Annotated in this window: 1 rRNA gene; it reads right to left on the bottom strand. The window is 41.0% G+C overall.

Going from position 1 to position 605, the window contains the following annotated elements:
* Positions 1–262: 262 nt before the first annotated feature.
* Positions 263–377: ribosomal RNA gene (gene rrf, locus KO502_RS00625) — 5S ribosomal RNA — on the bottom strand.
* Positions 378–605: the final 228 nt, after the last annotated feature.

The raw sequence follows: 605 nt of genomic DNA, 5'->3' as shown, positions 1-605 counted from the left end.
CTTGTAGGAGGCTGCCTGCAGGCGATAAATGCCAAAGGCACCTTCCTAAACTCTAACACCGTATTTTCAATACGGGTCACCAGCAGGCTGCTTCCTACAGCATAGGTGTATACCTTGTAGGAGGCTGCTGATTTATACCTTGTAGGAGGCTGCCTGCAGGCGATAAATGCCGAAGGCATTTCCCTAAGCTTTAAGGGTTAGATTATAAACATGCAGAAAGCAAAAAACCCGTAGCCTTAGCTACGGGTTTCTTTAAATAGAAGTTTAGCAATGTCCTACTCTCACATGGGAACTCCCACACTACCATCGGCGCAACTGCGTTTCACTTCTGAGTTCGGAATGGAGTCAGGTGGGACCACAGCGCTATTGTCGCTAAACAAAAAGGGGACAATCTTGGAAATTTGATATAAATATTAAGAAATTTGTTTCAAGTAACTATTAAGTACGTGATTGCTATTTTTCAATAGTCTTTGTCAAACTTAATGACAGTGGTAAATCAACTAATAACGACGTAATTCAAAATGACGTGTGGCTTTTCTACACGAATTTTTCATTACTAAGTTAGTATTTGACTTTAACCTGTCAGTACAAAACCACTTGGGTGT

The sequence above is a fragment of the Colwellia sp. E2M01 genome (assembly GCF_018860585.1).
Taxonomy (GTDB): Bacteria; Pseudomonadota; Gammaproteobacteria; order Enterobacterales; family Alteromonadaceae; genus Colwellia.
The sequence above is the reverse complement of the archived record's forward strand: the minus strand, read 5'-3'. Positions and strand labels throughout refer to the sequence as shown.